The following is a 26660-nucleotide window of genomic DNA, read 5'->3' as shown; positions in this document are numbered from 1 at the left end:
TAACTTTATTGATTATGCGTGATGAACTATCAAAAGTTGGGAGGGGGAGTGGCAACAGGGAAAAAATTGGTTTGCCTGTAATCTGCTTGTCCTTTATTCTTTTTCTTTAAGGAGGTAATAGCTATGTTGGCTCCAGTGGAAAAGGCGTTTTTGTGATCTGCTATGAATGACTGCTCTCCCTCCCGTTCCTGGCGTTCCTTTCCTGAACTATCAGTTTCGGTATCTGTAAAAAGCTCGGCAGGATGCGTCTTTAAGGCAGAAAAAGAAAAAAGCGGCAGCAGGGAAGCGCTTCCTTTAAGAAGAAATATTGTTACTAATAAGAGAGCTGTAATATGTTTGAAATTATTAAGCAATACGCAAAAATAAATCCTTTGTCTGTTTAAATAAATGTATTACCCTGTAAAATTTTGTGAATGCCGTATTACGCCACCCGGTGTTTTAATACCGGTTTTTTGTTTTTCATGCTGTACATTTATGAAACGCCTCATTTTTAGTTTTTTGAAAAACAGAAACATCATATTAACGCTTCCCTGCATGTGCCTGGCTTTGTATGCAAAAGCCCAGTTTCCGGATAACGGTGCACACCCTGTTGATGAAAAAGCCGGGAACTGGTGGTGGTACGGATGGATCCTTCTTATAGCCGTTGCCGTAGTTTATTGGATTATTCATTCATTACAGAAAAGGCTAAAAGAGGAAAAAATAATCAGTGCTTTTGCTACCTCCTTATACGGGCAAAAAACGGTGGAAGACATTTTTTGGGATACAGCCAAGAACTGTGTTGAAAAAATAGGGTTTATTGATTGCGTGGTATACCAGGTAGATACAGCACGAAATTTGTTACTGCAAAAAGCCGCATTCGGACCTAAGAATCCCTGGCGCCGCGAAATTATTAACCGTATTGAAATACCGGTAGGTAAGGGAATTGTAGGATCAGTAGCCCAAACCGGTAAAGCAGAGATCATTTATAATACTGCAGCCGATCCCCGTTATATTGTTGATGATGAAAGAAGGTTATCGGAAATAACAGTTCCTGTGTGGATAGATGGAAAAGTTTTTGGCGTTATAGATTCTGAGCATCCCCGGCGGCGGTTTTATAAAAAGTATCATTTGCGGGTGCTGAAAAAAATTTCCGCTATTTGTTCGGAGCGTATTGCTAAATACCTGGCGGAAGACAAATTGCGCAGCAAAATTGCACGCGACCTGCACGATGAAATTGGATCAACCCTTACCAGTATTAATATTCTCAGCAAAGTGGCCATGCAGGACGGGCTTGAAAAAGATAAAATAAAAACCTATCTGCAAAAAATAAAAGATAACTCCGGCAGTATCATGGAACGTATGAGCGACATTGTTTGGGCCATTAACCCTGTTAACGACAGCTTCGACAAAGTGATGTTACGTATGAAAGAATTTGCAGCCGAAATACTGGAATCTGCCGGCATTAATTACTATTTCAACGAAGAGGGATCGCTCAATAAAACGCAGCTTAACTTAGAACAACGGAAAGATATTTACCTGATTTTTAAGGAGGCGGTAAGTAATGCGGTTAAGTACAGCAGGGCCACAGAAGTAAATGTTATTCTGCAAAAGGAAAATGACAGGTTGAAAATGACTATTATAGATAACGGTAACGGTTTTGATGCTGAAGCCGAATACCCGGGCAACGGAATAAAAAATATGCAGAACAGGGCCGCGGGCATGCACGCCATTTTGAGAATTGATTCCATAAAAGGTACAGGCACTACCGTTGCCATTGAAGTGGTTATCACATGATTAGGGTATGGGCTGCTATAATAAAGATGAGTAAGTTGCAGTATAGTCAATTTCATTTTAGTGAAATTTCATGATATTATTTATTGCATAATGTATGTATAAATGATACCCGGGGAATTTTAAAAAACCGTACCACTATATGCCTATGCCTGTTAGTATTGTTATATATGAAGATAATACCACGCTTCGGGAAAGCTTAAGCAGCCTGCTTGCACTTACGGGCGAATACGTCGTTTTAGCCAGTTACCCCGATTGTTCAAATGTGATCAACGATATAAAGGATAAACATCCCGATGTGATATTAATGGATATTGATATGCCCGGCATTAATGGTATTGAAGCCGTAAAAAAAATAAGGACAGTTAACGCTGTTGTACAAATTATAATGCTTACCGTTTTTGACGATAATACCCATGTGTTTGATGCTATGTACGCCGGCGCTAATGGCTACCTGCTAAAAAAATATGTTTCCGATAAATTGATCCATGCCATAAGAGAAGTGCTGGAAGGCGGGGCCCCTATGAGCCCGTCTATTGCACGTATGATCATTTCCAGTATGCAGGAAAATATAAAAATTCCCGCCAAAAACTACCAGCTTACCAACAGGGAAAAAGAGATCCTGCAGTTATTGTCAAAAGGGAACAGCTTTAAGCTGATTGCGGCTGATTTATTTATCAGTCTCGATACGGTGCGCACCCATATCAAGCATATTTACGATAAACTCCATGTGCGCTCCCAGGGCGAAGCCATTAGTAAAGCCATTAATGAGAAGTTGGTGTAAGGTGTGGGGTATGAGGTATGAGGTGTAAGGTGTAAGGTTGTCAGCTATCAGGTGACTACTGGCGACAGGATGCATACTACTTCTTTCACCTCTCACTTTTATCTTTTATTTATAATTTATAGTTTGTAGTTTATGGTTGCATTTCGTTTCGGATTTAGTATTTGAATTTTATTTGGTTCTTGCTTTTTGGTTCTTGGTGCTTCTTTTCGAATTTCAGCTTTCCGGCTTCATGTTTACAGTTGTATTGCTCATAGCCCAAAACTGATCGCCGGCAGCCTTTGGATTTCGGATTTTTGGTTTATCGTTTGTGGTATAGAGTTGCATTTTCTTCGGATTTCCGACTTCCCGTTTCGGATTTGAAATTTAATATTTGAATTTTATTTGGTTCTTGTGATTTGTCTTTTGGTGCTTTACATTCCTCCTGTATTCTCTTCAGATTTTCCCCTGTTTTAGGCAAAGCCCGAAACCATTTTGGCCATTATTATCATTGTATTATCTTTAATTTAACCTGCGCTAACCATTTGCTATGGTAAATTGCAGTAGTAAACAGTGCTATTACGCTTCTAACAAAAAATACGTATGTGTTCTCATAAAAATCTAACCCGAAAATTATTATTTTGTTCTTTATTGTTGCTTCCTGCCGCTTACCTGTTTGCCCAAAATAAAGCAGAACAGGCGCTGGAAATACTTTCACAAAAATATCCACAGGAAAAAGTGTACCTGTTGTATAATAAAGAGCGCTACCTGGCAGGAGAAAACATGTGGTTTAACGCTTTTGTGTTTGAAGGATATAACCGGTCGCTTATTTCCACCAATCTTACCCTGGAACTGTACAACAGTAAAAAAACACTGATCAGCAGAAAGCAGCTCCCGCTTTTTGAAGGGGAAGGACAGGGCAGTTTTGCGCTTCCGGACTCCTTACCCGAAGGGCTCTATTACGTTAGGGGCTACACGCAGTGGATGCTCAATTTTGATGAGGCTTTTCAGTATATGCATTCATTCAGGTTGTACAATACCGCTTCGCCGCAAAAGCTTGTGCCCGATTCCCTGGCCGTATGGACTGCTGCCATATTTCCCGAAGGCGGTACGTTTATTGAAGGACTAAGCAGTAAGGTTGCTGTGCGGCTTTCATCGCCCGGCGTATTGCCGGAGAACTGGAGCGGGTATGTTATTGATGCGGCCAAGCCATCTGAAAAAATTACCAGCTTTACGGCTTTAGACCGGAATGTGGCTGTATTTGGTATTATACCGGAAAAAGAAAAAAAATACCAGGTGATTGTGCAGGATAAGAAAGGGAAAAAGCAAACGATAGCTTTGCCTGAAGCGCAGCCATCAGGTGTAAACCTGCAGGTAAACAGTACTACTAACGCTATATTTTATTCGCTGCAGTTTAAAAACCTGCCTGCAAATGCCAAAGGATATAAGATCATTGGCACCATGAATAACATTTTAGTGTACAAAGCCAGTATTAATAAAATAACATCCGAAATAGCGAGCTCTATTCCTGCCGATAAACTCATCAATGGTGTTTTACGTTTAACCGTATTTGACGAGTCGGAAAATGCAGTGGCAGAAAGATTATGTTTTGTTCAGCCGCAGCAGCTTAATGTTGGCCGGCCATCCTTTCCGCCCCTTTACCTGAGCAGCACACCCCGGGGTGTAAACGGCTTTGATATTATGGCTGATACCAGCTATCTGAAATATTCGGTGCTGGTGCTCGATGGTGGTGTTAATGATTATTTAGACAGCGAAAATATTTTAACCAGCTTATGGCTTACCTCCGACTTTACCGGCAGAATAGATGCACCCGCACGCTACTTTGATGCAGATGCAGAGCCGATGGCACTGGATGCATTGCTGATGTCGGAAAAGTGGAAGCGTTTTGACTGGGCCGGGGTAACGGCAGGAAAATTTCCGGAGATCCGTTTTACTCCCGAGCCCTATATTTCCTATAAAGGAACAGTTTACGGAGGAGGAGGAATTGTAGCTAATGAAACCGTAAATCTCATTTTCTATTTTGCCGATTCTACCACACAGCTCAACCAGGTAACCACCGATTCCAAAGGAGTATTTGAACTGAAAAACCTGATTTTTGAAGAGCCGCTGAAAGTATATTACCAGGTTAATGATAAAAAGATAGCCCCACGGGATGTTACGGTAACTTTTGAGTCGCTGAATAAAGTTGTTCCTTTCAGGGGCGCATTACCCCAGGGTGGTTATACACTGGTTAAAAGACTGCCCAATGATAAGGTGCCGGCAGATATAGCAAGAGCCATTATTAACCGCAATAACCAGGAAGCTGCGAATGAAAAATTTAAAACGCTGGAAGAAGTAAAGGTAGTAGCACAGAGCAAAAGCAATAAGCAAAAGTTAAATGAACAACTAAGTTCCGGCATGTTCAGAAGCATGAATGAAGATGTATTTGATCTGGTAAATGAAAACCCGGAAGCCATGTCGTACCAAAACGTACTTCAGTGGCTGCAGGGCCGTGTGGCAGGGTTACAGATACAAATGCAGGGGGGCGATTATATTCCCATTATCAGGGGTAGCCGGGTACAGTTGTATCTCGACGAAATGCCGGTTGATCCAGGTACCATAAGCGGCATGTCGGTAAGTAACATCGCTATGGTAAAAGTGATCAAAAGTGGTTTTGTAGGAGGCATAGGCGGTGGTGGTGGCGGCGCGGTAGCCATTTATACCCGCAGGGGCGATACGCAGGCTGCGAATGCGCAAAAACCGCCATCCCTCAATAACAGTGTGCTGGCAGGCTATGATAAAGTAGCGCCTTTTTATGAGCCGGATTATAAGGATGCTTCCGTTAAGCGCATAGAAAAAGACAGCCGTGATGCCCTGTACTGGAACCCCATAGTAATGCCCGAAGGAAGCAAGCCCATCCAGATCCGTTTTTATAATAATGACGATGCCAAAAGTATAAGGGTAGTTATTATCGGGTTTTCAAAAGATGAGGATATGCCGTTGTTTTATAATGAGATATTTAAATTATAGCATTTACCTTGTCTTTACTCTCGGGTCAACCATACTATACAATACATCTGAAAAGATATTGATGAGAACGAATAATGTTGCAGTTACCAGCACACTGCCCATCACCACCGGAAAATCAAGCTTATCCAAAGCATCTACCGTTATTTTCCCGATTCCTTTCCAGCCAAAGATATATTCCACAAAAAAAGCTCCGGCCAGCAATTCGGCAAACCAGCCCGTAATAGCCGTAAGCACAGGGTTAATGGCATTGCGCAGGGCATGCTTGAATATTACTTTTCTTTTGCTTAGTCCTTTGGCGTATGCGGTGCGTATATAATCCTGGTTCAATACATCCAGCATGGCGCTGCGGGTAAGCTGGGTAATGATGGCTAAGGGGCGGATACCCAAAGTAAGCGCGGGAAGGATGAGATTTTTTAGAACAAGGTATTTTTCGCCGGTATAATCATCATATTCAAAGTAGCTGCCGGTAAGGTTAAGTCCTGTATAGGCACCCAATACAATCGCAAAAAAATAAGCGATAAGAATGCCCGTAAAAAACGAAGGCGCCGAAATGCCCAGCACGCTTGTAAAAACCGCTGAGGTATCCATCCACGTGTTTTGCTTAACAGCAGCCAATACCCCCAGCGCAATGCCGGCAACAGTGGCAAACAGCATGGCGGCCACCGCCAGCAGCATGGTGCCGGGCAGGGCTTCCATCAGTATGTTCAGCACATCTCTTTTGGTTTGGTAAGAATGGCGCAGGTAGGGCAGCTTTATAGCAAAATTGATCTTTTCATTGCCAATAAATAGTCCTTTTAGTTCTTTTTGTTCAATTTCCTGTGCGGAGTGGATGCTTACGGGCGAAATATCTTTTACATAATATACAAACTGCTTCCATTTGGGCTGATCTAAATACAGCTCTTTACGTATGTTTTGAATGGTAGCGCTGTCGCCGGTTTGTCCTAATACGAGGCGCGCCGGATCGCCAAATCCCTGGAATAAAAAAAACACAATACATACCACTCCTGCCAGAACAAGCAACGCATAAACAATTTTATTAGTAAGGTATCGTATCAATGCATGCTGTTTAATTTGCGATAGCCTGTATGGTTTCCTTAGCGTCATCCCAGTCGGCATAGCTCCATTTATTCCTGATCGTTCCGCTTTGCAGCAGGTACAACGTGGGGTTGGTGCGGGCCGCTGTTTTGATGGGCACTACATCACATTTTAAAAAGGTTATATGCGGCAGGGTATTAAAGTAGGCACTAATCTCATCCGCGTTATTGGTAACCACGAACAGGTTTATTTTTTGCTGCTGCAATACCGGGTATAAAGATTCAAAATGCTTTACCCATTCGCCTTTACCCGGATCATCCTTTATAAATAAAAAGGCGCTGTAACCTGCATCGCTCAGTACCTGCAGGGTAGTATCGTTTCCCGACAGGGTAGTAAGCACAAAATCCTTAATAGCGGGCTCGGCGTTTCCTTTACGGATCAGCTTGTCGTATCGTTTTACAAAGTGATAAACGGAATCATCAAAATCATCAGGAAAGTTATCGGAAGTGAACTCAACCGTTGCGCCGTCTTTTTTATATACGAAACTGATCACTGTACTATCAGGTATCGCATCCGGCGGTATTTTCATCTTTTCAGGAATATTATTGCCTTTTTTAAAAGGAAGGCAATCGGCTACAGGCAAATGCTTTAATACATACCATTGTAACCATATACTAAAAATTACAGACAGTAGAATAATACATACGCTGCCGAATGACGACAGTGCCGGCTTGATTTTATTACGCCATGAAAAGATGAGCAGAATCAGTACCAGCAGCACGATATCCTTTACAAAAGATGCTTTTGGCGTAAGGGGGATACAGTCGCCAAAGCAACCGCAGCTTCTGAATTTTCCCGACAGGTAAGCATAGCCGGTTAAAAAAGTAAAGAAAATGATCAGTACCAGTAAAAGCCAGCTAAACAAACGCATCTTCCAGCCTGCCAGCACCGCCACGCCGGCTACTATCTCAAATGCGATCATAATAACAGAAAAAGCCAGCGCGTAATCGTTCATGGCATGCATGAGGTTCGGCAACCAGCCTGCTTGCGCCCACACTTCAAAAAACTCCTGCATTTTATAGGCCAGTCCTAAAGGGTCATTGGCTTTTACCAGCCCCGAAAAAATAAAAAGAATGCCAACAATGTATCTGGAAATGGTTATGATTGATTTCATGCGTAATGTGGCTAAGGATTTGGATGGTTATATTGTTAAAGGCTAAACTACATAATAATTTGAAGACTTGCCCAACTAAGCCGGTTGAAAACGCAGCATGAGCCGGGAGTTACATGATAAACTGCCCCTGCAGAAATATTAATAACCGCATACCAACAAACTGAGATCTATAATTTTCAACTGCAAAAAAAAAGGCGATGCCAGTGGCTTCGCCTTTAGCAATCTATAGGTAATACCAATATTTTATTCTTCCACAACAGGCGCATCGGGTGCATTGCTTTTTACCGATGCAATGCCATTGTCGCGGCCCGACTCATTTTCATACATCTGGCTTTTGCCAATTACCTGTCCGTTGCTGGCTTTGAGGTTGAAATAAGGCTTCCCGTTCTTGGCGGTCAGCTTCTCATAACGTGCATCGTCACCCGCATTTTTCTTTACAGAGTCAATGCCGTTTTGCCTGGCAGCCGTGGTGGTGTATCCTTCGCTGCTAAGGATTACCTGCCCGTTGCCCGCCACCAGGTTAAAATAATACTCCCCGTTACTACCGGTTTTTGTTACGAATTTTCCCATGACATATCTTTTTTAGTGAAATTCAATATACGTTTTTTTACGGGTTTACCCATCCCATATATCTTTAATACCATGGCCGGCGCCAGTTTCGTATTTTTGCAGCTATGCAAAATAAATCGTATTCCTTACCGGATATCCTTTCCCGCTTAAACATTGACGCCCTCAACGACATGCAGATCGCTTCTGTTGCGGCCAATGAGCAGCACAACAATGTGGTATTGCTTTCGGCAACGGGATCGGGAAAAACACTGGCTTTTTTGTTACCCATACTGGATTTGCTTGACCCGGAAAATAAAAAAACACAGGCGCTTATTGTGGTGCCGTCGCGCGAGCTGGCTATGCAGATAGAAAAAGTATTCAAGTCGCTGGGCACCTGGTATAAGGTTACCTGCTGCTATGGAGGTCACCTGCGGGAAACGGAGGAAAATAATTTGCAGCAGCCGCCTGCGCTGCTTATTGGTACGCCCGGAAGACTGGCGGACCATATACGGAGGGGAAATATTACTACAGATACCATTGAAACCCTGGTGCTGGATGAGTTTGATAAATCGCTGGAATCGGGCTTCCATGAAGAAGTGGCTTTCATCATCCGTTCCCTGCCGGCTTTAAAAAATCGGATCCTCACTTCTGCTACCGAAGCGGTTGAAATTCCGGCATTTATTGGATTGGAAGATCCTGTAAAGCTGAATTTCCTGTCGGGCGCAGATGAAGTGCCTGAAGGGCTGGCAATCAAAATAGTGCAGAGCGATAAAAAGGATAAGCTGGAAACGCTTTTTAAGCTGATCTGTTATTTGGGCAACCGCTCCACCGTTGTGTTCTGTAATCACCGCGAAGCGGTGGAACGCACGAGTGAATATTTAACGCAGCAAACCATTACCAACGTGTTTTATCATGGCGCAATGGAACAGCAGGAAAGGGATAATGCTTTATGCAAATTCCGGAACGGCACTTCCAATATATTGGTAACAACAGACCTGGCTTCACGGGGGCTGGATATTCCCAATATCCGGTATATCATTCATTTTCACCTTCCGCAAACGGAAGAGATCTTTACGCACCGCAACGGAAGAACCGCACGGATGGACGCCAGCGGCACTGCCATACTTATTTTGTCGCCTGAGGAGAAACGTCCGGCTTATGTTGCACGGGATACGGAAAAAATAAGTTTACCGAAAACCGATATACTTCCCGAAAAACCCAAATGGTCAACGCTGTTTATCGCTGCCGGCAAAAAAGACAAGGTGAATAAAGTTGATATTGTTGGTTTCCTGAGCAATAAAGCGAACCTGAAAAAGGAAGACATAGGATTGATTGAAGTAAAAGATTTTTTTTCTTTTGCAGCAGTACGAAAAGTAAAAATGGGTGAGGCGCTGCGGTTGATCAAAGATCAGAAAATAAAAAACAAAAAGGTGAAGATTGATATTGCGAAGTAAAAATCAGGAAGATAGTTTGTATTGCATTCCTTTCGCCCGTCTGGTGTCTTCACCAGAAGGGGAGGAGGCATTGCCTGCCAGTTTTTTTCGTTTTTTACCTTTGATGAGCATTTCTACCTGGGAACAATTTGTCCCTATGTAGCTCCCCAGCTCTGAATCTCTTTTTCTTAGTTTTTTCAGATAATCAATAGGGTTAATGGAATCAGTAAAGGCAGCTACAATGTCCACTACAGAGAAATACCATTTGCGGAGATTGTTTGTAGTTAAATAATACTTCATGTTTTCAAACTTAAAAAAAGCTGCTGAAAAAATCCAGCAGCTTAACAAATTCTGTATTCACATACTACTTACCACATACCACTTCCCACATACTACTTCACCCACTTATTTCTCCTTCCACTCCACCCCGGTATCTTTCCAGCTTTTTGAATTGGCCGAATCAATCACTGCTTCGCATACTTTTTGGGTTTCATACGCGTCTTTAAATGTAGGATGACAGTCTTCGCCGGTTTCGAGTGATTTGAGGAAGTCGGCTACCTGGTGAATAAAGCTGTGCTCGTAGCCAATGCCTAACCCGGGTACCCACCATTTATCCATATAGGGCTGGTCGCCATCTGTAACATGAATGGAGCGCCATCCGCGAACGATGGATTCATCCCTGTGATCAAAATATTCCAAACGGTTCAGGTCGTGCAGGTCCCAGCGAATGGAAGCATGCTCGCCGTTGATCTCAAAAGTATACAGGGCTTTATGTCCACGGGCATAGCGGGTAGATTCAAACAAGCCTAATGACCCGTTGGCAAAATGACAATGGAAGATACAGGCATCATCAATACCTACTTTTTGCACTTTACCCGTTACCTGGTGCATGCGCTCTTTAATAAAAGTTTCGGTAACGGCCGATACATCTTTAATGCCGCCGTTGAGCCACATGGCCGTGTCAATACAATGTGCCAGCAAATCGCCGGTAACGCCCGATCCTGCTGCATCCACGTCTAAACGCCAGGCGGCTGTTCCGCCCTGGGGAACGTCGGCACTGATCGTCCAGTCCTGCAAAAAATTAGCCCGGTAATGAAAGATCTTTCCCAGTTTGCCGGAATCTATGATCTGCTTTGCCAGGCTAACTGCGGGCAGGCGGCGGTAGTTATACCACACGGTATTTTTTACACCCGTTTTTTCCACGGCATCCACCATTCCTTTCGACTCGGCTAAGGTTCGGGCAAGTGGTTTTTCGCAAAGGATCATTTTACCTGCTTTTGCTGCTGCAATCGCAATTTCGGCGTGCATATCGTTGGGTGTGCAAATATCCACCGCGTCAATATCGTTCCGGGCTATCAGTGCTTTCCAGTCTGTTTCAATAGATTCGTAGCCCCACTGATCGGCGAAGGCCTGCACTTTTTCTTTATTCCTGGAGCAAACCGCTTTAAGCACCGGGCTGTATTGCAGTTCGGGAAAAAAATTATCAACACGGTTGTAACCGTTAGAGTGGGTGCGGCCCATGAATCCTGTGCCGATCAACCCTATACGTAGTTCCTTTTTATTACTCATTTTTTACTGATTAAATGTTGATCTGAAATATAAATCTCTTGTCATTTTTGTAAGACCGGAAAGTTGTAAGACCGTAAGACCGTAAGATGGTAAGACTGTAAAAGACAGGCGCTATTCCTCTTACTCTCTTGCTCTCTTACTCCCCTCTCCATCCATGCTGGTCTCTCACTTTAATCATGGCGGCCAGAATATCATTCCATGTTTGCTGCTTGTGCATTACTTCATTGGGAAACATACAACCATCCCAGCAAATATGATCGAACGCTTTTGTTAGATTACCCTTTTCATCGCGCAGCCAGTAGCCGGCATCATGGGCGATATCTAATTTCCCGTTAGGATCCGTTGCGAGGCAATGCCGGCCGGTTTTGTCGTGCGAGCCTGTGCCATGCACGGTGCCGTCATTCTGCGCCACATGGAAATCAATCGTCCACGGACGAAGCGCTGCTGTTAATTTTTTCAACCCTTCTTCCAGTGTAGCACGATCGCTCCATTGAAAATCAGCAGGCAGTATCCTGTCTTCAGGTGCATTATAACCTAAAAGGTATAAAAAGGTATGCGACATGTCGGCCTGGAAACCAATATTGGGGCGATCCACTGCTTCCAGCGTATCAATCATTGCCTTCCAGCTATGCATACCCGCCCAGCAAATTTCACCTTCTGCGGCAAGTTTCTCACCATAGTCTGCGGCTACATCACAGGCTGTACGAAATGTTTCTGCAATCAATTTTGTGCTGTTCACAGGATCTTTATACCATTGATCGGGGCTGCTGGCAGAGTCAATGCGAATGACCCCGTACCGGCGAATGCCTATATCATTTAGTTTTTGTGCAAATACACAGCTTTTGCGCACCTGCTCCACAAAAAATTTACGATCATCGGCACTGCCTAAAACAGGTCCACCCCATATAGGCGCCACCAGGCTGCCAATACTCAGGTTATGCCTGCTTACTTTATCCGCCAGTTTTTTTGGACCATCGGCATCGTCCAGGTCTATAGAGGGATCAAATAATCCTACATCCACTCCGTCGAACTTTATACCATTTACTTCAGCGGCAGCGGTATATTCGAGCATGGTATCGATCAGCAATGGTGGTTCTGAATCAGGACCTTTGCCAACAACACCCGGCCATGTGGCGTTGTGTAGTTTGGGATAGTTGTTCTTTTCCATATCATTGTTATTTATGGTTTGTAGTTTATTGTTTGTTTGTTATCTGCCGCCGCGGGCAGATTTGCTATTTGTGATTTGTTTCTTATTTCTTATGATTTCTGATTCATTATCCCAACACCAGGTCGGGGTTGCCGGGACCGAAATGTTTTAATATTACAATAGGATCGTTTGCGGAAGGATTTACAATAGTAACACCTTCTTTTGCCGCTTTTTCACTTACAAAAAATTCGTCGTTGGTTAATTGCCCGTAGCGGATCAACGCGGGTGTTTCAATATCCCAAACGCCAAACCTGCCATGGCCCTGCATTACGATAATGCCATAGGCGCCACTGTCTTTGATCGTTACGGTTGCGCCGGGCATAACGGTAAGCTCTTTGGCGCTGAAGGCATCCGATTTATAGCATATCCAATTCTCTACATAACCCGCTGCTTTCATTTGCTCAATAGGCTTCACGGGTTTCGGCGCCATAAAACGGTTGGCCATGGTATTGGGGTCAACGTTCAGTTCCCAGTCTAATACGTCTATCAACGCATCAAAATCGCCAATGCTTTCTTTAGGTGTTCCGTTCCATAACAGTTCTTCCGGAATAATAGCTTCATTTACTAATGACTGGTACATAGCAAATACATCGGAAGCTTTCTGCGGTTCGTAGGTACACATACTACCCGGAGCATGCAGCAGTCCCGGCGGCACATCCCACCCGGTACCGGGCTCAAGCCGGTATGCCTGCGAGTAATTTGTTATTTTATTATCGCCTTTCGTAAAGTTTACGAGGCATTCGCGGATCTGGTCTTTTGTGGTGCCCGGTGCAATGCCGATAAAGGTATAGGGATAATCGCCGCCATGGTTATTGAGCTGTGGCGGAAAATAATACGCTTCGGGTTTGCCTTTTTGCCCGATCAGCGCGGCTTTTTCATCATTGTGATGCACGTGATGGGGGAGCGGCCCCATATTGTCGAAGAACTTGGAGTACATTGGCCAGGATTCGTGTTCCTTCCATATCCTTTCGCCGATCAGTTCATCCTTAAGCTCACTCACGGCGTCTCTCAGTAGTATTTGTACGGTTTTTGATCCGTCGTTAAATACAACAGGACTCAGTCCTTCGTTTTCGCCCGTGAGCGGCCCGTTCTTTGCTGGTGTGGTAGAAGAGAACCAGCGTTCGTCTATTCCTCCCCGTTGTCCGCCCAAAACATAATAATCATCAGGATGTAATTTAATTCTTCTTCCCGGCACGCAAAACGACCTGGGTACCCAGGTTGGCGCCAAACGCAGGATGCCTTTTCCCTGGTCTAAAGCTTTTTGTGCTACACTTGATTTTTCCATTGTGTGAAATTGAAATTGTGTTTAATCAGCTATTGTTATATGTGTTTAAGAAATTGGTAATGCGCGCTTCCTGGTGCAGCACTTCAAAGCGCAGATCATAGGTACGCGTTTCGCCCGGTGCAAGCTCAATAAGGGTGCCCTGCGCTCTTGCCTGTGCCTGTCCGATGGGAGGATGCGTTCCGGGCTCAAGTCCCGTAACGTATTCGCCTTTTCCCCAATGCTGCCAGTTGGTTAACCACGGCAATTGTTTTTTGGAAAAACGGATGCTAACGGCAATGCCTATCTGCTCATTGTATATTCCGCATGCACATTCGTCATTATGGTCTGCCGCAATATCAATAAAAGCTGCTTCTTCACCACCGCCATTGTGTTCTTCCAAAGGAGCGGAACATTTGCGGAAATCATTTTGGGCTGTAAATATTTTTGGGGCGGCGTCGCGGGCCTGCCATGGTCCGTTCCATATCAGTCTTGCCCCTTCATCTGCCAGCGGCCAACCCAGGTTGCAATGATACAGCAGCATGTGCGGTGCGGCGGTGTTACCTCTGTTGCTTACTTCATCATGAATATGAATAAATGCTTCTCCTATTCTTCCGGAAATTGTTCGCCTGAGCTCAAGCCGGGTACCCAATGCCTGGCTTTGTTTCATTATACCGGTTATACTCATTTCCATTGTGCCCGCAACGGGGTCAGGTTGTATAACAGATTCTATTACCGCCGGGATGTTACTGATGGCTCCATGTAATCCGCGTTCGCCATATTCATCCGTTTCAGGTCCGCCCACATGGGTTAACCCGCAGGTAGTAACCAATCCGCCACCAAATGTGGTAAGCCAGTCTGCTCCTCTGTTTGAGAACGGTTGGGGAGCGCTAATACCCGAATGACTCAGCCATGCCAGGCTATGCTGGTTATAGAATGCATCTGCAATATCCATAGCCCGGTCAATCACTACTTTACAGCGCAGCCCGGTTCCGGTGTTGATCCATGCAATACGGGCGCCCCGCTGAGCGCCGTTATCGGCAACAGCCGTTTCAATACCGCCTAATGGTGTGTGTGTGGAAATTTTATCGGTCCAGGTATGCCTTGCCAAATCGTTATACTTTTAAAACAATCGTTAAATGATATAATGGTTTCTTAAAATGCAGGGCCGGGATACGTCGTACAGGTCTTTAGCTTCGCGCATTTTAAGGTTCCAATGTATGAAAATATGCTGAGAAAAAATTGGGACGGATGGGTTAAATATAACTTTCTCCTCTCCCTTTTTACTGTAAAAGCCGGATAAAAAGAAACGGTATGTTTTTCACTGCAGTTAAATGCATCATTTCGCCTTGTTAAGTCGTGCTGCATGTGAGTTTTCGGTAAGGCCAACACCTGTAAAACAGCATAGAACCATTTATAAGAGAGCGTTGTTCTTGCCGGATTCTGTCCTGTGCCGTCCTGTGCAGTTTATACGGTCAATAGGCGTTATATGGGAAGGAATGTGCAATTGAAAAAGTATATGCGCAATTGTTTTGCGCTGTCTCTTTTTTTTTCATAGCTTGTTCCGGTTTTGAAAATTATCTTAAAAAAAAATAAAATGACAAGAAAAACGAACTATTGTCTTGGAATAATGATTGCAGGTCTTTTGATGAGCAGTTGCAATTCAGCCACAACTTCTGATGATCTGCAAAAAGATGCTGACACGGTTGCTGTTGCAGATAATGATGGGTTTGAGCAGATATTTGATGGTAAAACGCTTAACGGATGGGAAGGAGATACGGCTTACTGGAGAGCGGAAGAGGGCAGTCTGGTGGGAGAAGTAACACCGGAGAAGCTTTTAAAAAGCAATACATTTATTATATACAAAGGCGGTGAGCCAAAAGATTTTGAATTAAAGCTGGAATTTAAGATCACGGAAGCTGGCAACAGCGGTATTAATTACAGAAGTGTGCTGTTTGACGGCGTGCCTTATGCATTAAAAGGGTACCAGGCCGATATTGACGGGAAAAATAATTACACCGGGCAAAATTATGAAGAGCGCGGCCGCACCACGCTGGCCTATCGCGGACAAAAGGTAACCATACCCAATAAGCCCGGCGAATCGCAAAAAAATGCGTGGACGGCAGCCATTATTGACGGTTCTTTAGGCAGTTCCGATTCATTAAAAGCATTGATCAAAAGCAACGACTGGAATACCTGTCATTTAATTATTAAAGGCAATCACCTGCAACATTATATTAATGGTATTTTAATGAGCGATGTAACCGATGAAGATACCACTAACAGGAAGATGGAAGGGTTGCTGGGTATACAGGTTCATGTGGGCCCGCCCATGCAGGTGCATTACCGCAATATCATGTTAAAGAACCTGTAGGCAAACTGCTTTAATGGTTGTTCAAACAGGTCATTTCAACAGGAACGGGATGACCTGTTTTTATTTAGTATATCTTTCAACAGTATCAGGCTTCGGCTATACCTCTGCACTCTTCTGCACAATAGCGGCATACCGCTGCACATTTTCTGCAATGATCCATAGTATGCTTTTCACATTCTTCGGCGCAGGCATTACAGATACCGGCGCACAGTTTGCAGGTTTCATGAACAAACTTGCTTTCCATGCTCATCAGTGATACTGCTGCTGCACATATAGCCGCACATTCAAGGTCGGTGCTGATACAGGCTGCCATGTCTCCCACATTCTTTTCCCTCAGGCAGGAAGAAACGCAATGATTACAGGCTGCAATACATTCCATACAGGCTTCAATACAATTTTGATAAGTATTCATATACAATTGTTTTAATCAGGCATGCTGCCGGTGATATCTATTTCAATAATGTTGCCATACTCCCCAGGCAACATGAATAATGAAAGTTGAAAAGACTGTCTGCTGCAATCGAAACCCTATCGTATCAGAACCCCCTGCTATGGGTAATATTTTCTACAAAAGAATGTAGCATAATTTACTCCGCTTTGCTTCATGAGTATCTTCTTACAGGAGTTATGCTTTATTTGTATTGTAAATACCACCGGTATTTTTAATGGCATAGTATTTCATATACATATGGAAAAAACGTATGAAAGCGATCTGGACCGGGGCTATAGGATTTGGTCTCGTAAATATTCCTGTTAAATTATACAGTGCGGTTCAGCAGAGCGAGCTCGACTTAGATATGCTCGATAAAAAAGATCATGCAAACATAAAGTTCAAAAGGGTAAATGCCAATACCGGCAGGGAAGTGACCTGGGAAAATATTATCAGGGGTTATAAAATGAATGACCGCTATGTAATATTGGACCCTGAAGATTTTGAAAAGGCCAGTCCCGAAAAAACAAAAACCATATCCATCGATGCTTTTGTTAATGAAAAAGACATAGAAGGGATCTATTACGAAATGCCCTATTACCTGCAACCCGAAAAAGCAGGTGTAAGAGCGTATGCCCTGCTGCGTGATGCATTAAAAAAAACAGGAAAAGCCGGGCTCGGTACTTTTGTATTGCGAAACAGGGAAAGTTTGGTGCTGGTTAAGCCGGCAGGCGATATTTTATTAGTAAATAAAATTCGCTTTGCACAGGAGATCAGGGATACCGATGAGATTAAAGTGCCATCCACACAAAGCAAACCGGCAGAGCTGAAGATGGCCGTTCAGCTTATTCAGCAATTAACCACAGACTTTGATATAAAAAAATATAAAGACACCTATTCCGAAAAATTAATGAAGCTGATTAAAGCGAAAGCTAAAGGCAAAAAGGTGGCTGCGCCTGCATTGCGCGTGGCGCACTCCCGGAGCCGTGATCTCATGTCGCAGCTAAAGGCCAGCCTCGGCACTGCTGCATCCGCACGTAAAGCTTCATAAATGATGGCGTATAATATGGAGTTATCTGCCGGATCGCTGGCGCCTTCAAAACGATAAAAATTTACCACTTATTCTACAACAGCAGTGCGAAGCCTTGAATATATAGGTTAACCACGTGGAAAAAGATAGCGCGGAATGGAAATAATTATCTTACTTTGTATTTCAAAGTGCTTTTGATTTTATGGAATATTTTACGGAACAGCATGCTATTGTAAGAAAAATATGGGGCAGTGCAGATACGGTGCTGTTTATTTTTGCAGGAGCCGCTGCTGAGTTTGCATTGAACAAAGCGGTAGACTGGCTGTATTTTACCGGAAAGCTTCCCGCCGATCCGATAGGGCGGTTATTTTCTACCGTAGGATATGCCAGGCAGATCATTTTTGCAGAAAAGGAGAAAGCATATGCCGCGATTGATAAGATGTCAAAAATTCATTCTGCCGTGGAATCTTCACGCGGAATGCATATACCGGATTATGCTTACCGCGACGTGCTTTTTATGCTTATCTATTATTCTATTGCCGCTTTTGAAATGCTGGAAAGAAAGTTAACACGGCAGGAAAAGGAGGAAGTAACAGCGGTTTTTTGCGCGGTGGGCCACAGGATGAAAATACCCGGCCTGCCTGCTGGTTATGAGGAATGGAAGCTAATGCACAGCAGGCACCTCGAAGATGATTTGCACAGGAGCCATTATACGGTTGATTTGTATAAGCAATATAAACGCAGTTTGGGCAAAGCCCGTTACCTGGTTTTACTGGAAGTGCAAAAGCGGCTTGTTCCGCCACGGGTGAAAGCATTGTTACAGTTGAACGGGGTATCCTTTTTATCGCCTGCCCTTGTGCTGTATAAAATATGCAGAACCTTAAAAGTGGAATGGCTGCTGAAATCACTTTTATTGCCCCGGGCATATATAAAACAAATTAAGGCGCTTGAATATAAAACTTCTGCCTCAGAAACATAGTGAATGCTATACCTTTAATTATTTATGATCAAACCGGGGGAATACAATTTACTGAAAGTGGCCCGTGCTGTTGCCATAGGAGTGTATCTTGATGACGGGAAAGAAGGCATTTTGCTACCCAAAAGATATGTGCCCGAGGGTACAAAAGCGGGCGATATGCTGAACGTATTTATTTATCATGATTCGGAAAGCCGTGTTATCGCCACCACGCAGCAGCCTGCAGGAACAGTAGGGGATATTGTAATGCTGCCGGTAGTTTCCATTACGCCGCAGGGCGCTTTCATGGACTGGGGATTGCAGAAGGACATTTTCGTTCCCAAATCAAAACAGCGTCTGCGCATGCATGTGGGAGAAAAATACTTAGTGAAAATATATCTTGATGAGCAAACGGGACGGGTGGCGGCTACGGAAAAATTTGACGCTTTCCTGAGCAATGAAACGCTCACGGTAAGGGAGATGGAGCAGGTAAACCTGTTGGTTTACCGGCGTACGGATATCGGTTATTTTGTGATCATCAATAACAAACATACGGGGGTGCTTCATTATAACGAGGTGTTTACGGAACTGGAACCCGGCGATACATTAAAAGGGTTTATAAAGAAAATAACCGAAGACAATAAAATTGATGTGATGCCCGGCAGGCCGGGGTATGAAAGAGTAACTGACGAAGGAGAAAAAATACTGCGCTTACTCTCGGAAAACAGCGGTTACCTGCCGTACAACGATAAATCAACCCCTGATGATATTTACAGCTTCTTCGGCATGAGTAAAAAAACGTTTAAAATGACCACCGGCAGTTTATACAAGCAGCGAAAGATAGCGTTCACCAAAACGGGTATTCAGCTAACCGATTTGAAATCTGAGATTTAAGATTTGAGATCCGTTGCGCCGAACAGTTTAAAAATAGCTTTGCATCGGTCCGCGAAACATGGAAAAATGGTGATTTGTAAACTGTCATTCCTTACTTACCTTCATTATCTCAAAATTCCTGCTATGTTATCCGCTTCACGAAGAAAGTTCATACAGCAGCTCGGTGGCACAGGCTTAGCGCTCACTGCCGGAACGCTCCATGCATTTGCCGGCGACACTGCTTTTCGCGAATATGTATTGCACGATGAAAAGAAAATCAGCGCTAATGATCGTTTACGTATAGCCAGCATTGGCATGGGTATAATGGGGCATAACGATACGGATACGGCTTTAAAAATACCGGGCATAGAGCTGGCGGCTGCCTGCGATTTGTATACGGGCCGCTTAACCAGGGTGAAAGAAAAATACGGTAACCATATTTTTACCACTAAGGATTACCGTGAGTTGCTGGAAAGAAAAGATATTGACGCCGTTATTATAGGCACGGCCGATCACTGGCACTCCCGGATTGCCATTGACGCCATGAAAAAAGGCAAGCATGTATATTGCGAGAAACCCATGGTGCAGCAAATCAGTGAAGGCGCACGGGTTATAGCCATGCAACAACAAACAAAAAAAGTGATGCAGGTGGGCAGCCAGCGCATCAGCGGACTGCTATATCAAAAAGCCAAAGCATTGTATGAAGCAGGTGAGATAGGAAAACTGAATTGTATAGAAGCTTCTTACGACCGGCACAGTGCAATAGGTGCATGGCAGTACACGATGCCAACCGATGGTTCACCAGAAACAGTAGACTGGGACCGTTATATTGCGGGAATGCCCAAACAACCTTATGATGCAAAGCAATTCTTCTGGTGGAGAAATTATAAGGCGTTTGGAACAGGCGTTGCCGGCGACCTGTTTGTGCACCTGTTAACGGGTATACATATGATAACAGGATCAAAAGGCCCGGAAAGAATTTTTGCTTCGGGTGAAACGAGTTACTGGAAAGATGGAAGAGACGTGCCGGATGTAATGACCGCTATTATGGATTATGCTGAAACAAAAGAACATCCTGCATTTCAACTCACCCTGCGTGTTAATTTTTCAAGCGGGATGGGTGATCGTTCCCTGATAAGATTGATTGGCGATGAAGGTGCAATGGAATTGGGTGATGCATTAACCATAACGCATGACCTGTTGCCCAAAGCCCCGGGAATCGGAGGATGGGATGCACTGACAACCTATCCCAAACAAATGCAGGAGGCGTTGCTACGAGCATACAATGATAAGTATTCAAAACAAGACAAAGAACAGCCGGAAAAACCCAATATAAAGTATAAAGTACCCGAAGGGCATGATGCGCATGTGGCCCATTTTGCCAATTTCTTTGAAGCCATACGCACCAACGGAACCGTAATAGAAGACCCTGTATTTGGATTCCGGGCCGCGGCGCCTTGTCTTGCATGCAACGACAGCTACTTTTCAAAAAAGATCGTTCAGTGGGATCCGGTAAGCATGAAATTGAAATAAAGAATAGGTGAATAGGTTTGATCGCGCTTTCAATCTGTGCTGGTATAAAAAGTCGCGCTGGGGTCTTCATCGGGAGCCATTGTGGGCAGCCATGAGACCTCCGCGCTGAACAGAATATGAGAGAAACAAAGCAAATACTAAGAAGAATAGTTATACCAATCGTTGCAATAATCTGTGCCGTGGTATTCATTCCCTGGGTTATGGTAAGGGCGTGGTTGGCGCCATTACCGGATACAATTCAAAAGCAGGTAAACGATGCTTTGGATTATAATCTGGATGGTATTATTGTGTATGTAGATCAATCTGGTAAGCCACCGGCATTTTACGTTGCTGGTTGGAAAGATAGAGAAAATAAAGTGCCGGCCGACCCACAAGCATTATTCAAGATTGGCAGCATCAGCAAATTGTATATCGCTGCAGCCACTTCTAAATTAATCAATAGTCAAAGATTGCTGCTTGATGACACATTGGCTAAGCTTTTACCGGAGCTTGCCGGAAGAATAGAAAATGCAGATAAGATTACTTTGAGAATGTTGCTGCAGCATCGTAGCGGCATTCCTGATTGGATTAAAGCCGCTGAATTCCCATGGGATAAGCCGCCAACTGATGTCAGCAAAGTTCTGGAACTGGTATTTGATGAACCGTCAAAATTTATGCCTGACAGCCACTATGAGTATTCCAATACGAATTATCTATTGATTGGTAAAATTCTTGATAGCACATTAGGCTACAACCATCAGCAATATATCAAAAAAGAAATTTTGACTCCCCTTGGGTTAACCCACACTTTTGGATCACTGAGTGAGGTGAACTCCGGAGATGTTGCCAACGGATATGACTCCCATTATGATAAGGATGTAAAGATGCTTGATTTTGTGGCTCCGGGCGGTTCGATGGTAGCTACAGCACAGGACATGGGTATATTCCTGAGGGCATTGAATGATGGCTCTTTGTTAAATAAAGAGGAGCAGGCTATATATTCCTCTGTTTATAAGTATGAGCATACGGGCTTGTTACCAGGATACGGGAGTATCGCCCGTTATCACAAGGATATTGATACCGTGGTAATCCAGTTTGTAAATACCAGTGGCGGAAATGCATGGACGATATCGGAAATTATATATAATCGTATTATCAGGATCCTGGATAGACAAAAACGCTCATAACATGAGCGCCATAGCCGCAAAAATGGCACAATTTTACAGATTCCTCTACCAATAAAAATAACCAGACAATTTGGAAGTTTGACTTTTTTGTAATTACAGGATACGCATAGTTAAACGCTTTGAAACTTTGGCCGACAAAGAGATTGAAAAAGTAAAAAACGTAATTCAGGAAACGTTTGTGGACTAAAAACTGCCGCCAACATGCCTGGCAGAAATACGGGCAGACGGGAAACATTCTTAAACTTCTGATTCATTGTTTTAGCTTTTGTTCCTGCCGACGGAATACAACCCAATGTTATTACCTGACCATGTCCTGAAAATTACGCTGTATGAAGTCTCCGACTTCGTACCTGCTATGTTCTTACCGGACTAGGTCCGGAAAAATACTGACAACAAAACCGGAGTACAACGTATCTAAATATCATCCCTCTATACCAAAGGCACGGTTAAGCGACCATATCACATCTTCCGGCCGCCTGGCGGTTGAAATAAATTTCCGTAAGGGTTCCACTATTTTGGGATACTCATCTATAAAAGCAATGCCGGGTATTTCTGTAAGATTAAAACTACGCATGCATTGTAAAAAACTTTCTTTGTTGCTTCCGGAAAAGCGGATGTATTTTGCCGGTGTAACAATAAGCTCTGTAAGTTCATTCATGGTATGGGCATACAGGCTCAGTTGCAAGGAGCAATCCTGCGTCAGTTCCTGCCTGTAAGGCGAGATCTTTTGCAGAACCGAGGCCTGCGGAAAGTATTCTGTGGTTACTGTTTCATCTTCATTTAAACTGTATTCACAGCATATTTCTTCCGGCAGCAGGTGTAACAGCGCCAGCATCAAATTCCATAAGTTTGAGTTGTTAATATTGATCTCCGCCTGGAAAGTATAAGAAAGCTGGCGAATAGTATTGGGTGTTATTTTGTACCCTTCTGTTATTTCCGCTTTTTTTCTTTTCAGCAATAGTTCTTCTATATCGGGCCGGTGAGGCATTTCGTCGGGAAGCGGAATCCGTATGGTAACAGGTAATTCTAACATGGGGTAAAGATAAGAAACGTCATAGCTGCAAACGCGGGCTTTATTTGCTTTCTTCTGAGTTATAAAATGTTGTAGCGTTAGGCGTTAAGTCGTGAAAGTATTTATACAGCGCTATTTCTGTTGGACAATTGGTTTTATCAGCTTTGCCTCTCACTTTTATCGTTAATTTATTTATTACTCTCTTCTATAGCAAGTAAAAACTGAATTTGAGCGGATGTTGAGCCAGATCCCTGCAGTAGCCTTCCTGTAGTTGAAACCACAGTAGCGCAAAAGCTACATCAGGGAACCATCCGGAAAACGGGGGGTATTCGTTTTCCGGCGGCTTTTGGTTACTTTTTCCGCAAAAAGTAACAAAGAAAAAATAGTTCGATAGCTTATATTGGTTTCGAAGCTAATAGTTATTATTTTGAAATGAACAATCCAATACCAGTTAACTTTTGCAAAGTCTATAATTATGATTCCGAGCTACGCTCTGATACTAAAATGTTATTTACATGGAGCCCAACTGCGAACGTATGAATTCACAATTGATCACTTTCTCTATTAAATCCTGTGGTACATAGTAATACTGGTTGGAAGCTTCAAACCCGATGCGGGAATCGGATTGAGTGATTTCAAAGAGCGCTTTGGCCAATGTTATTTCATTGCTTAGAATGCTGTTGATCGCTTTAATTTGGACCTGCTTTCCGGCAGGCACCAAATGATGCTTTTGTATACTATCCCTGGCCATAACAAACCGTACCTGGTTGGCCACCGATGCAAAATGCAGCCAGACGGCTTTGGCTATACCCAGGTCTTCTTTTGCAATGGCCTGTCTGCCGGGTTCCGCAGTTTCAATAACTTTTTTAAAGAATTCAAGACCTGTTTTCCAGCCGCTGGCTACTTTATCAAATTGCCCTGCAAATGTTTCTGCCGGGTAAATACTCCGCCAACCTTTAAGATCATCATACGGAAAACCTACCATCGTTGATGCGTACCCGGTAGGTTCAGCAAACAATAAGTTAGCGGGGCCGTATTGCTGTGGCGCATTGTATACCACGCCGCCATTATACGGAAATTCCCGGAAAGCTTTGCTGAATGCAGTCCAGGCCTGCCGGGCAAAAGGTGCGGCAGTTGTTCCGTAACGCTGAGCAGCCAGTTCGTTAAGCACCGTTTCGGGCTTAGCAGCAGGATCTTCAGCAAAAGCCTGTGCTATCTCCAGGTTGGGTGAGGGATAGCCGCCCAGCGACCAGCTCAGCATAAGCCCGTCGGTATCCATTTTGGCAAGATTGGAAGCATGTTCGGCAATAAGATCAGAAACCGGGAGCCAGGGCACGGCAGATAGTTCCCAGGTATTGTTGAACTGCACTTTGGCTACCGTTTTTAAACCGGCCTGCTTTGCCAGTGCCCAATGCCTTGCAGCACGGGGGCCTGGGCCCACTGTGGAGATAGAATATTCGCCCACCTGTGAAGCGATGCCTCCCCGTTCAATGGGTTTTGCCCATTCACTCACAGACATTAACCATACCGACTTTGGCAATTTTGCAATAACATCAGGTGCATCGCCATGCCCGTGCCACCCCCAGTCCCATGCAATAACTTTTGCATCGGCATTGCCTGCATGCACCCCGTTGGCAATGGCTTCATTAACCCCGGCAATAATATCCGCATAGTTGCGCCGGCTGCAACGCGGACAGGCTTTCTGGTTGCCATGCGATGCACAATTGGTGAAATTTTCAGACGCGGTGATGGTAAATACACCACCCAGCTCAGGTACCTGTGTAAAAACATGCGCAAGTGAATGGCTGATCCAGTTGAGCACTTTTTCGTCGCTGGTGCACATGGCGGCAAAAGCACCTTGCCGTGTACCCATCATATCCGGCCTGTTTTCGAAAAAAGATAAAGGCATAGCCCTGGGCTCATTCATGTACAGGTACACCGAAATGCCATATCGTTTTGCTCTTTGGGCAATACGCCGCAAATTAGCAATACGTATACGATGCCCTTCGCCAAATTCAGGAAAATCATTTCCACCCGGCGCCAGTTGATTGAGTACAACGTGCATCCATATGCCATTCACACCTTTGGCGGCCAACCGGGAAAGTAATCCATCGGGATAGGGATCATGAAGCGTGTCAATTAAAGGATCGCCGAAAATGCCGAAATAAGAATAGATGAAGCGCAACCCGTTTTCATTTGAATACTGCGCAGTTTCTTTTTTGGGCAAACCATCTGTTGATTGCAGGTCCTTTACAAAAGCAAACCGGGGCACGGTTGGCCGGGCGAGGGAAGCTTTAAAATGTTTTTGCACCAGTTGTTTAATCTCCTTTGCCCGTGCCAGCGTTTTGTTGTCGGGCTTTGTATATACCAGTTTTGCGCAATTTGGCTTAAGGTTGCCTAATTTAACGAAGAGAAAATCGTCTTCCTTAAGCGCAAATTCCAGTTCATCTGCCGTCATATCCAGCAGGGTGAGTAACTGATCGTAGGGAAGCAGGTGCCAGTTCCTGCGTATCACGGTAATGTATATCCTCTTTTTAAAATCGGGTGACACAGATTCCGCGGGGGGCAGGCCCATGGATGCGGCAATAGCAGTAATGTCTTTTGCTTCACATCCTATGGTTTGGGCAATACGGGCAGGTTCCACGAGGTTCCAGTTGCGCCATACCAGCGCATATATACGGTTGGGGAAGTGTTTGAATTCAATAGCCGGCGGATGCGTGCCAGCAGGAAGCTGTTCCTGCGCAGGTAACCCGGTATATGTTATAACAGTTAAAAAAAATAGCGGAACGAAAACTTTGATCATGACCAGTTGTATTTAAATATTATTGCTTTGCAAGCCCTGTACTTTTTCTAAAAAGATATTGATGGCAGTAAAAATAGGGATTTTAAGCCGCGCAATGGTCTTCATCGGTAACCATTGCAGGCAGCTATGAAGACCCCGGCGCTGAATATGCGACAGGGTCACCCGTTCGTGCAATAATAGCCCGGCTGTGAAGACATTATCGCAAAAATAAATTGTAATGAAAATATATGTATCTTATAGGTTCATAAAAAAGACAATTGCCATATGCGCTCTCAGTTTATAATACTAAATCTTCATCTGCAATATCGTTTGTGGATTGCGGAATTAAATTTTCTGGTAGATGAAATCAGGATTCTGAAAGATTATTTCCAGGAGTTGGTTTCTTACCTGGAAAAAGATCCGTTGCTAACAATTAATGCATCGCTTACAAACCTTCGGGAAGACATAGATGCCTTACGCAATGAAATGCATCTTGACAAAATGGAACTCGCTTCAAGACTCAAACACAATACTGTTGATCAGCCGTGGAATAATCAACGTACCGAATCCTTCCGTGAACAGCATGATAATATCAAGAAAACATTTACCGGAATAAGGCAGCGTATTGAGTCGCTGACAACCCAACCAATTTAATTCCTTTCACTATTTGTGTTGGCGAAACACTCAAGCCTGCTGAGAGGGAGGATTTAACTAATT

Annotated in this window: 23 protein-coding genes; 11 read left to right on the top strand and 12 right to left on the bottom strand. The window is 43.9% G+C overall.

The features are described from left to right. Window positions 1–29: 29 nt before the first annotated feature. A complete protein-coding gene (locus PLE34_RS08040) occupies window positions 30–353 on the bottom strand; it encodes a hypothetical protein (RefSeq protein WP_324555706.1) in 324 nt (107 codons plus the stop codon). A gap of 145 nt (window positions 354–498) precedes the next feature. Here PLE34_RS08040 and PLE34_RS08035 point away from each other — a divergent pair, with 145 nt between their 5' ends. The 3 genes from PLE34_RS08035 (at window position 499) to PLE34_RS08025 (ending at window position 5560) form a co-directional block, all read left to right on the top strand. After that, window positions 499–1773, top strand: coding sequence for a GAF domain-containing protein (locus PLE34_RS08035; RefSeq protein WP_324555704.1), 1275 nt, complete (start codon window positions 499–501; stop codon window positions 1771–1773). Window positions 1774–1912: 139 nt separating this feature from the next. Beyond that, a complete protein-coding gene (locus PLE34_RS08030) occupies window positions 1913–2554 on the top strand; it encodes a response regulator (protein ID WP_324555701.1) in 642 nt (213 codons plus the stop codon). 579 nt (window positions 2555–3133) lie between these two features. Next, window positions 3134–5560 (top strand): hypothetical protein, encoded by a 2427-nt coding sequence (locus PLE34_RS08025; RefSeq protein WP_324555699.1) that lies wholly within the window; start codon window positions 3134–3136, stop codon window positions 5558–5560. Window positions 5561–5563: 3 nt separating this feature from the next. Here PLE34_RS08025 and PLE34_RS08020 read toward each other — a convergent pair whose 3' ends face one another. The 3 genes from PLE34_RS08020 to PLE34_RS08010 all read right to left on the bottom strand — a co-directional run bounded on the left by PLE34_RS08020 (window position 5564) and on the right by PLE34_RS08010 (window position 8339). After that, entirely contained in the window at window positions 5564–6616 is a 1053-nt protein-coding gene (locus PLE34_RS08020; protein ID WP_324555697.1) for an ABC transporter permease, read from the bottom strand. Between the two features lie 10 nt (window positions 6617–6626). Next, window positions 6627–7769 carry a BT_3928 family protein gene (locus PLE34_RS08015; RefSeq protein ID WP_324555695.1) on the bottom strand — a complete coding sequence of 381 codons (1143 nt, stop codon included), beginning with the start codon at window positions 7767–7769 and terminating at the stop codon, window positions 6627–6629. A gap of 243 nt (window positions 7770–8012) precedes the next feature. Further along, the gene (locus PLE34_RS08010) at window positions 8013–8339 is read right to left on the bottom strand and encodes a YegP family protein (protein WP_324555693.1); all 327 of its coding nucleotides are present in this window, start codon (window positions 8337–8339) and stop codon (window positions 8013–8015) included. 104 nt (window positions 8340–8443) lie between these two features. On the opposite strand from PLE34_RS08010, the gene PLE34_RS08005 reads away from it, so the two are divergent. Continuing rightward, entirely contained in the window at window positions 8444–9772 is a 1329-nt protein-coding gene (locus PLE34_RS08005; protein ID WP_324555691.1) for a DEAD/DEAH box helicase, read from the top strand. 3 nt (window positions 9773–9775) lie between these two features. Here PLE34_RS08005 and PLE34_RS08000 read toward each other — a convergent pair whose 3' ends face one another. From PLE34_RS08000 to PLE34_RS07980, 5 genes are all read right to left on the bottom strand, one after another. Then, window positions 9776–10051 carry a hypothetical protein gene (locus PLE34_RS08000; RefSeq protein ID WP_324555690.1) on the bottom strand — a complete coding sequence of 92 codons (276 nt, stop codon included), beginning with the start codon at window positions 10049–10051 and terminating at the stop codon, window positions 9776–9778. Window positions 10052–10156: 105 nt separating this feature from the next. Continuing rightward, window positions 10157–11320: a Gfo/Idh/MocA family protein gene (locus tag PLE34_RS07995; protein WP_324555689.1), complete on the bottom strand. Its 1164-nt coding sequence runs from the start codon at window positions 11318–11320 to the stop codon at window positions 10157–10159. Window positions 11321–11456: 136 nt separating this feature from the next. Beyond that, entirely contained in the window at window positions 11457–12488 is a 1032-nt protein-coding gene (locus PLE34_RS07990) for a sugar phosphate isomerase/epimerase family protein (RefSeq protein ID WP_324555687.1), read from the bottom strand. Between the two features lie 106 nt (window positions 12489–12594). Next, on the bottom strand, window positions 12595–13812 hold the full coding sequence (locus PLE34_RS07985) for a hypothetical protein (RefSeq protein WP_324555685.1): 1218 nt from the start codon (window positions 13810–13812) through the stop codon (window positions 12595–12597). Window positions 13813–13837: 25 nt separating this feature from the next. Continuing rightward, window positions 13838–14899, bottom strand: a complete 1062-nt coding sequence (locus PLE34_RS07980; protein WP_324555683.1) for an aldose 1-epimerase family protein — start codon at window positions 14897–14899, stop codon at window positions 13838–13840. Window positions 14900–15385: 486 nt separating this feature from the next. On the opposite strand from PLE34_RS07980, the gene PLE34_RS07975 reads away from it, so the two are divergent. Then, window positions 15386–16162: a 3-keto-disaccharide hydrolase gene (locus tag PLE34_RS07975; protein ID WP_324555681.1), complete on the top strand. Its 777-nt coding sequence runs from the start codon at window positions 15386–15388 to the stop codon at window positions 16160–16162. A gap of 85 nt (window positions 16163–16247) precedes the next feature. Here PLE34_RS07975 and PLE34_RS07970 read toward each other — a convergent pair whose 3' ends face one another. Further along, window positions 16248–16574, bottom strand: coding sequence for a four-helix bundle copper-binding protein (locus PLE34_RS07970; RefSeq protein WP_324555679.1), 327 nt, complete (start codon window positions 16572–16574; stop codon window positions 16248–16250). A 289-nt stretch (window positions 16575–16863) separates the two neighbouring features. Here PLE34_RS07970 and ku point away from each other — a divergent pair, with 289 nt between their 5' ends. The 5 genes from ku to PLE34_RS07945 all read left to right on the top strand — a co-directional run bounded on the left by ku (window position 16864) and on the right by PLE34_RS07945 (window position 22149). Further along, window positions 16864–17643, top strand: a complete 780-nt coding sequence (ku, locus tag PLE34_RS07965) for a non-homologous end joining protein Ku (protein WP_324555677.1) — start codon at window positions 16864–16866, stop codon at window positions 17641–17643. Window positions 17644–17824: 181 nt separating this feature from the next. Further along, complete coding sequence (locus PLE34_RS07960) at window positions 17825–18601, top strand: oxygenase MpaB family protein (RefSeq protein ID WP_324555675.1); 777 nt, start codon at window positions 17825–17827, stop codon at window positions 18599–18601. Between the two features lie 24 nt (window positions 18602–18625). Further along, window positions 18626–19471 carry a CvfB family protein gene (locus PLE34_RS07955; protein ID WP_324555673.1) on the top strand — a complete coding sequence of 282 codons (846 nt, stop codon included), beginning with the start codon at window positions 18626–18628 and terminating at the stop codon, window positions 19469–19471. A gap of 123 nt (window positions 19472–19594) precedes the next feature. Next, window positions 19595–20983: a Gfo/Idh/MocA family protein gene (locus PLE34_RS07950; protein ID WP_324555672.1), complete on the top strand. Its 1389-nt coding sequence runs from the start codon at window positions 19595–19597 to the stop codon at window positions 20981–20983. 116 nt (window positions 20984–21099) lie between these two features. Continuing rightward, window positions 21100–22149 carry a serine hydrolase domain-containing protein gene (locus tag PLE34_RS07945; protein ID WP_324555670.1) on the top strand — a complete coding sequence of 350 codons (1050 nt, stop codon included), beginning with the start codon at window positions 21100–21102 and terminating at the stop codon, window positions 22147–22149. A 421-nt stretch (window positions 22150–22570) separates the two neighbouring features. Here PLE34_RS07945 and PLE34_RS07940 read toward each other — a convergent pair whose 3' ends face one another. Further along, on the bottom strand, window positions 22571–23182 hold the full coding sequence (locus PLE34_RS07940; protein ID WP_324555668.1) for a hypothetical protein: 612 nt from the start codon (window positions 23180–23182) through the stop codon (window positions 22571–22573). Between the two features lie 490 nt (window positions 23183–23672). Next, entirely contained in the window at window positions 23673–25964 is a 2292-nt protein-coding gene (locus PLE34_RS07935) for a hypothetical protein (RefSeq protein WP_324555666.1), read from the bottom strand. Window positions 25965–26228: 264 nt separating this feature from the next. Here PLE34_RS07935 and PLE34_RS07930 point away from each other — a divergent pair, with 264 nt between their 5' ends. After that, window positions 26229–26597: a hypothetical protein gene (locus PLE34_RS07930; protein WP_324555664.1), complete on the top strand. Its 369-nt coding sequence runs from the start codon at window positions 26229–26231 to the stop codon at window positions 26595–26597. Window positions 26598–26660 lie beyond the last annotated feature (63 nt).

Origin of the sequence: Agriterribacter sp., from assembly GCF_035445465.1 — a bacterium.
In the GTDB taxonomy this organism is placed as follows: domain Bacteria; phylum Bacteroidota; class Bacteroidia; order Chitinophagales; family Chitinophagaceae; genus Agriterribacter.
The sequence above is the reverse complement of the archived record's forward strand: the minus strand, read 5'-3'. Positions and strand labels throughout refer to the sequence as shown.

Bases quoted from the DNA above. Each gene is read 5' to 3' on its own strand.
- PLE34_RS07960 (WP_324555675.1), top strand. From the start codon at position 17,825: ATGGAATATTTTACGGAACAGCATGCTATTGTAAGAAAAATATGGGGC.
- PLE34_RS07940 (WP_324555668.1), bottom strand. From the start codon at position 23,182: ATGTTAGAATTACCTGTTACCATACGGATTCCGCTTCCCGACGAAATG.
- PLE34_RS07930 (WP_324555664.1), top strand. From the start codon at position 26,229: ATGCGCTCTCAGTTTATAATACTAAATCTTCATCTGCAATATCGTTTG.
- PLE34_RS08030 (WP_324555701.1), top strand. From the start codon at position 1,913: ATGCCTATGCCTGTTAGTATTGTTATATATGAAGATAATACCACGCTT.
- PLE34_RS07975 (WP_324555681.1), top strand. From the start codon at position 15,386: ATGACAAGAAAAACGAACTATTGTCTTGGAATAATGATTGCAGGTCTT.
- PLE34_RS08000 (WP_324555690.1), bottom strand. From the start codon at position 10,051: ATGAAGTATTATTTAACTACAAACAATCTCCGCAAATGGTATTTCTCT.
- PLE34_RS07945 (WP_324555670.1), top strand. From the start codon at position 21,100: ATGAGAGAAACAAAGCAAATACTAAGAAGAATAGTTATACCAATCGTT.
- PLE34_RS08005 (WP_324555691.1), top strand. From the start codon at position 8,444: ATGCAAAATAAATCGTATTCCTTACCGGATATCCTTTCCCGCTTAAAC.
- PLE34_RS07935 (WP_324555666.1), bottom strand. From the start codon at position 25,964: ATGATCAAAGTTTTCGTTCCGCTATTTTTTTTAACTGTTATAACATAT.
- ku (WP_324555677.1), top strand. From the start codon at position 16,864: ATGAAAGCGATCTGGACCGGGGCTATAGGATTTGGTCTCGTAAATATT.
- PLE34_RS07995 (WP_324555689.1), bottom strand. From the start codon at position 11,320: ATGAGTAATAAAAAGGAACTACGTATAGGGTTGATCGGCACAGGATTC.
- PLE34_RS08010 (WP_324555693.1), bottom strand. From the start codon at position 8,339: ATGGGAAAATTCGTAACAAAAACCGGTAGTAACGGGGAGTATTATTTT.
- PLE34_RS07950 (WP_324555672.1), top strand. From the start codon at position 19,595: ATGTTATCCGCTTCACGAAGAAAGTTCATACAGCAGCTCGGTGGCACA.
- PLE34_RS07970 (WP_324555679.1), bottom strand. From the start codon at position 16,574: ATGAATACTTATCAAAATTGTATTGAAGCCTGTATGGAATGTATTGCA.
- PLE34_RS07990 (WP_324555687.1), bottom strand. From the start codon at position 12,488: ATGGAAAAGAACAACTATCCCAAACTACACAACGCCACATGGCCGGGT.
- PLE34_RS08025 (WP_324555699.1), top strand. From the start codon at position 3,134: ATGTGTTCTCATAAAAATCTAACCCGAAAATTATTATTTTGTTCTTTA.
- PLE34_RS07955 (WP_324555673.1), top strand. From the start codon at position 18,626: ATGATCAAACCGGGGGAATACAATTTACTGAAAGTGGCCCGTGCTGTT.
- PLE34_RS07985 (WP_324555685.1), bottom strand. From the start codon at position 13,812: ATGGAAAAATCAAGTGTAGCACAAAAAGCTTTAGACCAGGGAAAAGGC.
- PLE34_RS08015 (WP_324555695.1), bottom strand. From the start codon at position 7,769: ATGAAATCAATCATAACCATTTCCAGATACATTGTTGGCATTCTTTTT.